8 protein-coding genes are annotated in these 8,135 nt (G+C 34.0%); all 8 read right to left on the minus strand.

The window, feature by feature from the left end; genetic code table 11:
- Positions 1 to 102: 102 nt before the first annotated feature.
- The 8 genes from ABG79_RS11750 to ABG79_RS12330 all read right to left on the minus strand — a co-directional run bounded on the left by ABG79_RS11750 (position 103) and on the right by ABG79_RS12330 (position 8,088).
- Entirely contained in the window at positions 103 to 3,018 is a 2,916-nt protein-coding gene (locus ABG79_RS11750; RefSeq protein ID WP_057979662.1) for a hypothetical protein, read from the minus strand.
- A gap of 390 nt (positions 3,019 to 3,408) precedes the next feature.
- A complete protein-coding gene (locus ABG79_RS11755; protein WP_057979663.1) occupies positions 3,409 to 4,617 on the minus strand; it encodes an ABC transporter permease in 1,209 nt (402 codons plus the stop codon).
- Positions 4,618 to 4,628: 11 nt separating this feature from the next.
- Positions 4,629 to 5,321, minus strand: a complete 693-nt coding sequence (locus ABG79_RS11760; RefSeq protein WP_057979664.1) for an ABC transporter ATP-binding protein — start codon at positions 5,319 to 5,321, stop codon at positions 4,629 to 4,631.
- A complete protein-coding gene (locus ABG79_RS11765) occupies positions 5,318 to 6,361 on the minus strand; it encodes an efflux RND transporter periplasmic adaptor subunit (RefSeq protein WP_057979665.1) in 1,044 nt (347 codons plus the stop codon). Before ABG79_RS11765 ends, ABG79_RS11760 begins: the two co-directional genes overlap by 4 nt.
- Positions 6,362 to 6,563: 202 nt before the next feature.
- A complete protein-coding gene (locus ABG79_RS11770) occupies positions 6,564 to 6,752 on the minus strand; it encodes a ferredoxin (protein WP_057979666.1) in 189 nt (62 codons plus the stop codon).
- Between the two features lie 88 nt (positions 6,753 to 6,840).
- Positions 6,841 to 7,593, minus strand: coding sequence for a hypothetical protein (locus ABG79_RS11775; protein ID WP_057979667.1), 753 nt, complete (start codon positions 7,591 to 7,593; stop codon positions 6,841 to 6,843).
- A gap of 169 nt (positions 7,594 to 7,762) precedes the next feature.
- The gene (locus tag ABG79_RS11780; RefSeq protein ID WP_057979668.1) at positions 7,763 to 7,915 is read right to left on the minus strand and encodes a XapX domain-containing protein; all 153 of its coding nucleotides are present in this window, start codon (positions 7,913 to 7,915) and stop codon (positions 7,763 to 7,765) included.
- On the minus strand, positions 7,912 to 8,088 hold the full coding sequence (locus ABG79_RS12330; protein WP_200956822.1) for a XapX domain-containing protein: 177 nt from the start codon (positions 8,086 to 8,088) through the stop codon (positions 7,912 to 7,914). The genes ABG79_RS11780 and ABG79_RS12330 overlap by 4 nt, the downstream gene beginning before the upstream one ends.
- Between the last annotated feature and the right edge of the window lie 47 nt (positions 8,089 to 8,135).

The following is an 8,135-nucleotide window of genomic DNA, read 5'->3' on the forward strand; positions in this document are numbered from 1 at the left end:
CACCCCAGCATTTATTATAGAACCGAAATAGAGCCAAAAAAGTGCCGCCCAGCAGCACAAGTTTGTCACTTGTCAACTAGGTGGCACTGTTATAGCATAATATTATTGCGTTAATCCAACAGTAAAGTCAACTTTTACAGTTACTCCACTTGCATATTTGAATGTAGCAGTGAACTTATCTCCCATTGTAGCATTAGCTATTGAGGCTGAAGCTGTTCCATTTGAACTTACTGTTAACGTTGAACCATCAACTTTTACTAAGTTAGTTATTATTATTGTTGGATTTTCTGTAAACTCAACGCCATATTGGTCTTTTACTTCATCTATAACTGATTTTAAGTTGTTTGTATCAATTACTCCCCCTGTAGTAGGGTTAATTACTGCTTTACCATCAGTTACAAGATCTTCATCAAATGTAACAGTTGCAACTTTTGGTTGTTCATTAGAAACTACTAATTCTTTTTCAATAATCTGTAATGCTTCGCCTGAATCTCCATTAACAGTTACTAAAACAGTTACTTTAACATCCTTTGCGTTTCCTGATGCATCCTTGAAATCATTAGCAGTCTTATCAAATCCACCTGTGCTTACATCAGCAATTATACTTCCGCTTGTTGTTAACTTGCTTGTTGTTAAAGCCAATGAATAATCAGCTGCTGGTAATAATACCTTTGTACCATTAGCCAATACTCCATAAACTTTTACAGTCTTATTATGAGTTGATGCCGTAGCTGAACCAGCAATACCATCATTATACATCTTTCCAAAGTCAGCTACTTCAAAGCTTGTATAATCTGACTTGAATGTCTTTGTAAATACAATTGACTTAGTACTTACTGTTACAGGATTTGAACCGTCATCTCCAGTTGCTAATGTGAATTTAATTGTTTCTGTCTTATCTGTAGTATTATTAGCACTTAATCTTACTTTAATTGCTGAAGATGTGCTTGCAGCTATTACTTGTTTTGTTGCATCTGATCCAGCACCATCAAGTAAGACATCAAATGCTGATCCTGTTGTTGATTCAACAACTATGCTGTTTGCTGAAGCTATATCAAGCCATGCCTTAACTGCTGCATCTGTCATTGTTCTACCGTATTGGTCTTGAATTACTAAATCTGTTGAAGCTATATCTACATAATTTCCTTTAGCAACATATGTTGATTTTGTTGACTTTAATCCAACTATTGTTGTTGGTCTTGCTTTTTCTTTAACGCTTATCATTAAGCTTGAGAAGTTTCCGCCATTAGTTACTACAGATGTTAAATATACTGGTAAATCAAAATTATCATTAGCACCGTCTGCTTGAGCATAGTAATATAATTTTGCTGTACCATCATTTTGTTCTTCAAATTTTAATCCATATCCAGCACTAACACTATAAAGTGGTGATAAAGTTACACTTCCATTTAATTGAGAATACTTTGTTACTGCATTACCGTATTGGTCAACAGCTGTAAATGGTATTTCAACTTTTTCACCTTCTGCAACCATCTTAGCAGGTGCTGACATTGTAAATGTCTTAACTGCAGCTAATGCCTTGGCTTCAATTGTATAAGTTGAAATTTTTCCTGTTACAGATGATATAGCTTGAATTGTTACCGTTCCACCGTTATTAACTGAACTACCTGCCTTTAGTGCAACTGCTTTATAAGTAACACCATCAATAGTTACATCAGTTGCTGAAGCAAAAGCTCCGTTAGCTGTATCTGAACTTACAAATAAAGGATTATTTGAAGTAAATACAAGTTTGCTTAAATTTGGTGATGCCATTAAATTGTTATACTGATCCTTAACTTGGAATAATAAAACATATCTACCATTAGCAAAACCTGCTGGGAGATCTACTAATTTTGAATTTGTAGTATCATATACTCCCTTAAATACTACTTCGTTTGGTTCTGCTGCTAAAGCGATTTCAACCTGAGCATTTACAACAGTTGCACTTGCAGCATGAACACCGGTTATATAAACAACTTGTCCTGGTATAAAATCTGAAGTACCAGCTGCTTCAATCTCGAAAGTTCCATTTATTGTATTCTCATTGTAAACTGGCTTTCCTGTTGAAATTGTCCAGCTAATAGTTTGACCAGTAATTTTTTCGCCATACTGGTTAAGAACTTCATATGAAACTAAAGCTCTCTTATCATTATTATTTAATCTTGGCGCCTTTGTTGATAATATATTAATCTTAGCAACTTTTACATCATCAACAGTAACTTTTCCGCTTATTGCTGTTTCAGTTAAACCTGATACTGTAACTGTGTATTCACCCTTTGTTAAGTTAGTTACCATTGTAATTACTGCTGATTTCTTATCTGCTGCGAATTCAACCTTTTCAGTATTAACTAATATTGAATCCTTTTTAACTTCAAACTTTGCCTTTGTATCATCAACAGCTTTGTTGAAAACAACTTTTAAAGCCTTAGCTTTAATCGCACTTACTGATTCAACCTTTAATACTGCAAGCTTAGCTTCAGCATCTGTTACCTTTTTATCCATTGCTTTAACCTTAGCTTCAAGGTCAGCTTTCTTTGCTGCATCTGTAACTTTTGCTACAGCTTCTAAAGCCTTCTTTCCAAGTTCCTTAGCTGCTGCTACCTTGTCAAGTGTTGAAAGGTCAGCTGCTTCATAAGCCTTAACAGCTTCTTCTGCTGCTGCTACAAGCTTAGCAGCATCTTCATTTGCTACCTTTGCCTTTACTTCGTTAATAGTCTTAACTATGTCAGCACTTATAGCCATGAGCTTATTTGATACTTCGCTCTTTTGCTTAGCGTTAGTTATCTTGCTCATGTGAATCTTAATTGATCTGTAGTAAGATTGTAATAATTTAAGATCCTCTAAAGTTTGAGTTTGTTTTGTCTTTTCTAGCTGTGGTGCTAGATAAACTGAGTATGATTTTAGTGCAACTTTGTAATAATCAACTGCAGCTGCACTTGCCTTTGGAGCGTAGCCTAGTGAACCTACTGTAACAAGTAGAGCCATAGCTAAGCTCAACATTTTCTTGGCTTTTGCCATATTTTCTCCTCCTCTCGAATTTTAAAGATTAATATATGATGAATTAAATCATCGACTAGGTTAATGTTGGAGTAATTACCTTAAGAGATACCTATTTAGTATAATATACCAAAAAGTTAAATTTTGCAAGTTTAAATTTACCAATTCCTAATTCCTGTAATAATATATTCTTCGCTTTTTAAAAAATTCCTGCTAATATCTTCAACATTTTTCAATTAATTTTCTCATTAGGAACTCACTCACATATATTGACTTATTTTTCTTTGGAAAAGTTCCATAGAATTAAAAAAAATTATTTTTTTCTTTCTTCATTTAGTTAGACGATTAACTTATGCAATTGTTCCATAAAAAAATGACAGCAAACTTATAGTTGCTGTCATTTTAGCTCTTCTATTCATACCGTAATGCTTCAATAGGGTCAAGTTTAGATGCTTTATTGGCAGGATATATTCCAAAGAATATGCCTACTGCACTTGAAAATAAAAAGGCTATTAAAATTGTTGAAACGCTAACAGTTGGAGCAAGGTTTAAAAAGCTTCCTATGGCATAGGCAAATAGTATTCCAAGAAGCATTCCTATTATTCCACCAATCAAGGATATGATTAAAGCTTCTATTAAAAATTGAACCAATATATCGCGCCTCCTTGCGCCTATTGCCTTTCTAATTCCTATTTCCCTTGTTCTTTCTGTTACCGATACAAGCATTATGTTCATAACTCCGATTCCGCCAACCAAAAGGGATATTCCTGCTATTGCACCAATTACGGCTGTAAAAATACCAAGTATGCGGTTAACCTGGTCAAGTTGTTTTACAAGATTTTCAGCCTTATATTTGTCTTTGTTGTGATGGACGGTTTCTAAAAGCTTTATCATGTTTTTGGCTACAGAATCTGCATCTTTTGAACTTCCTAAAAGGACTTCGATTTGATTGATATTAAATGTTTTTTCAAAAAGCTTTTCAGAAACTGTAATAGGAATATATGCAAATGCTGGCATATTTTCTGCAAAGCTTGCTGCAAGAGCCCCATTTTCATTTTTGTTTACTCCAATAATCGTTGCTGTAACCATGTTCTCCTTGTTTCCTATCCTGATAGTTTTTCCGACGCAGTCAACATATCCAAATATTTTCTTTGCGCTTATATCATCAATAACTACAACATTTTTCTTTGATAAAACATCCTTTTCGTTTAAAAATCTTCCATATAATATTTCGAGTTTGTATATCTTGTTATAATCTTCGTTTGTTCCAAAAAAAATAGCCCTGTTTTGCGACCTTTCAGTCTTTATAGAACCCATCTGCTGAAAAAAAGGCGCGGCGTTTTGAACGTCGGCTATTCTTGATTTTAATAGGGATACATCCTTCATGGAAAAGTAGTCGTTCTTACTTAATGGTGTTGAGTTGTCTACCTTTATTTCAACAATGTTTACCCCAATCTTTTCAAATTCACCGGTTATAGCAGTTTGTCCTCCTTTTCCTATTGCAACAATTGTGATTACGCTTGAAATGCCTATTATTATTCCAAGCATAGTAAGAAAAGACCTTAACTTGTTTGAAAAGATTGAGCTTATAGCCACTTTAAAACTCTCAAATATATTCACTATATCACCGCCTAGTAAATGGTTCTGTTTAATACTTTGTTATCTTGTATTATTTTGCCATCGCGTATTATTATTTCTCTTTTTGTGTGCTGGGCTATATCCTTTTCATGCGTAACCATTATAATTGTTGAACCTTCATCGTTTAGCTTTTGAAATATTTTCATTATGTCAATGCTTGATTGAGTATCAAGGTTTCCTGTAGGCTCATCAGCCATTACAATGGAAGGGTTTAAAACTATTGCCCTTGCAATTGCAACCCTTTGTTTTTGCCCACCTGATAATTCGTTTGGTCTGTGGTGCATTCTGTCACTAAGACCAACCTTTTCAAGCGCTTCTTTGGCAAGCTTTATCCTTTTAGAGTAGGCAAGACCTGCGTATATCAAAGGCAGCTCTACATTTTCAAGGGCAGTAAGCCTTGGAAGAAGATTAAACGCCTGAAAAACAAAGCCTATTTCTTTGTTCCTGATTCTTGCAAGCTCGTCGTCGTCTAAATTTGAAACATCTTTGCCGTTTAATATATATTTCCCCTTTGTCGGCCTGTCAAGGCAGCCTAAAATATTCATGAGTGTGGATTTGCCAGAGCCCGAAGGGCCAACAATTGCCAAATATTCGCCCTTTTCTATGGTAAAGTTAATACCCTTTAATGCTTCAAACTCTATTTTCCCAGTTGAGTAAACCTTCACAATGTCATGAAGCTGTATCATTCTTTCACTTCCTTTTCAGAAACCTTTGCTCCATCAGTTAATGTAGACGGTGGGTTTAAAATTACTTTATCCCCTTCTTTTAGTCCCTCTAAAACCTCTACATCGACGTCAGATGTAAATCCAGTTTTAATTTTTTTCTTGTTTGCCATTCCTTCATTGAATAAGAATACAAATTCATTTCCGTATTTATCGGTTATAACTGCCTCGGCTGGGATTTTCAGTGCATTTTCTTTTTTGCCAAGAATAATATCAACATCAACATCAAATCCAGATTTTATCGTTTCATCTAATTTTAAAATTTTGATACTTGTCTTAATCATGGTATCAATTCCCTGAGCAGATTGAACCTTGCTTGCAACAGGGCTTATATAATCAATAACCCCCTCGTATTCCCTGTCGTAAAATTTAACCTTTGCCTTTTGCCCTACCTTAAGATTTACAACATCATATTGATTAACATTTATTGAGACCTTAAGATTTCGAGTGTCTTCTAATGTTAAAATGATTCCCTGAGATGGTGAACCTTCCTTGGCATTCAGAGCTGTAACAATTCCATCAAAATCTGCAGTAATATACCTTTGCTGCTTACTTATATTATCCTTGATACTCAAAACATTAAGCCTTGCAATCTCCACCTGCTTTTCTTGTATTTTAATCTGATTATCTATGCTTTTAGATGATGTTTGCTCCTTTAAATTCTCAAGCTGTATCTTTGCAATCTCCAATTGATTTTCTGCAATCTTTAACTGATTTGTAAGGTCCTGAACCTCAAACTCTAAAAGCTTTTGCCCCTTTTTAACCCTTTCCCCTTCACTAACGTAAATTTTAACAACCTTGCTTCCAACTCCAAAGTAATCCTTCTTATCCTTTGACTCAACCACCCCACTTGTTGAAAACAACGAAACAATCTCTCCTCTTTTAACCGTATCCGTCGTAACCTCTGTCCCCTTTTTAATCTTACGATTAAAGCTCATTATAACAAGCATGAATAGTGATAAAACCACAAGTATAATCGATATAACTTTTACTGCCTTTTTCATAGTATCATCCTTTCTATTGGTGACATTCACTTGATTTCTTGACTTCTTGAATTGTTTGTCAATTTACTTTGGCACTAATTAATTTTACAACTTTTTGAAATATGTAGCAATAATATCAATCAAAAGATTTAATTAGTAATTTAGGCAAAAAAACTACCTAAATCATAAAAAAAGATTTAGGTAGTCAATAAAGTTAGAGCTTTTATTCAACTGCTATAGCATTTACTGGACATGAATCTGCTGCTTCCTTTGCTGCATCTTCGCTATCCTTTGGAACTGGGTTTGCAATAACATGGGCTTTGCCATCATCCTTCATTTCAAACACATCGGGTGCAATGGACGGGCAAAGTCCGCATCCTATACATGTATCTTGGCTAACAACTGCTCTCATACGCATCCTCCTTTTCACTTTTATAAATATATTTTGAACTTAACTGAGGAATATTATTCTTGTATTAGATGCAGTCATCATCAGTTCTTTATTTATATTTTATGAAAAAGTCCCATTTATTTTTATAATTCCCTTCAATAAAGTAAATTGTTTTGGCGCCGTTTGAATCAGTTACGGTTATTTCAGATTGAACTGTGTTTCCGGAATATTTTTTTGTATTTATACTTATTAGAACGTCAAAATTTGAATTTTGTTCCAATAAATTTATTTTTATTCCATCTCTGTTGATGCTCTCAAATATTTCTTTTATTTCTACAGAGGTGAGATATTTAAGAGTCATAGTTTCTTTTTTAAGGTCAATTGCAATTGTTTTGTCCTTTACATTAAGTTTGTCTAATATAAGGTTGATTGAGTCTTTGTAGTAGTCCGGCACGTTTGCATTTCTATCTTTTTTTAGTAGTCGTTTAATAAATTCATCCTCAATTGAAGTTGGGATGCGATATGTTTTCCCGCTTTCATCGTATAGATTAACGGTATTGTTTTCGTTTAATTCAGCAATGTATTTATATGAAGCAATTTTTTTATTTTCCGAATAGAAGTCGAATATAAAGTCGGGTTCGAGATTTGTATTTATAGAAGCTTCCTCTGCCTTAATTATTTTATTTTTAAACCTTGCAATGGCTTTTTTATCTATAATTGAATATCTTCCTGCATATCGTGTATTGGTTATAACTATCCTTTCAATCTTTTGGCTGCTCAGTTTGTTTTTTATCTCTGGATTTACTCTTTGGCAGGAAGTTAAAAGAAGAAGCGTAATGAGCAAATAAAATACCCTTTTCAAATTTTCACCTCCGTAAAAAATATAGCCCAATTGCTTGGGCTTATTGGTTTTGAGAGGCAGGAGCTCTAATTCTATTATTATAATATCAAATTTATTTTACCACTTGTCAAAAAAATATACAAGATAAAATATAAAAAAGCCTTGAAGATTTTTCCTCAAGGCCTTTAAATTAAAACATTCCTGCAATCATGCTCCCGAGCAATACTCCCAAAACTCCTAAAACACCTGCAAGGGTTGGAGGTGCTGGAAGTGGAAGTCTTAGCTTTTTAAAAATTGCACCTAAAATTACTCCTGCTAATGTTCCAAAGAAAATTGCACTCATGATTTTATCCTCCCTAAATTATCTACTAATACTGCGCCTAACCATACTCCAAAAATGCCCATGAAGGCTGTTATATTTGGCGGTGCTGGTATAGGTAGTAATAATTTTGTAAAGATAAAACCTACAATCATACCTGCAATTAATGACATGATTATTTCTCTTATGTTTCCCATATAATTTCCCCCGTTAGAAAAAATTTCTTGTTGTCTTAAAAGACAAC

This window comes from Caloramator mitchellensis (assembly GCF_001440545.1).
GTDB classification, from domain to species: domain Bacteria; phylum Bacillota; class Clostridia; order Clostridiales; family Caloramatoraceae; genus Caloramator; species Caloramator mitchellensis.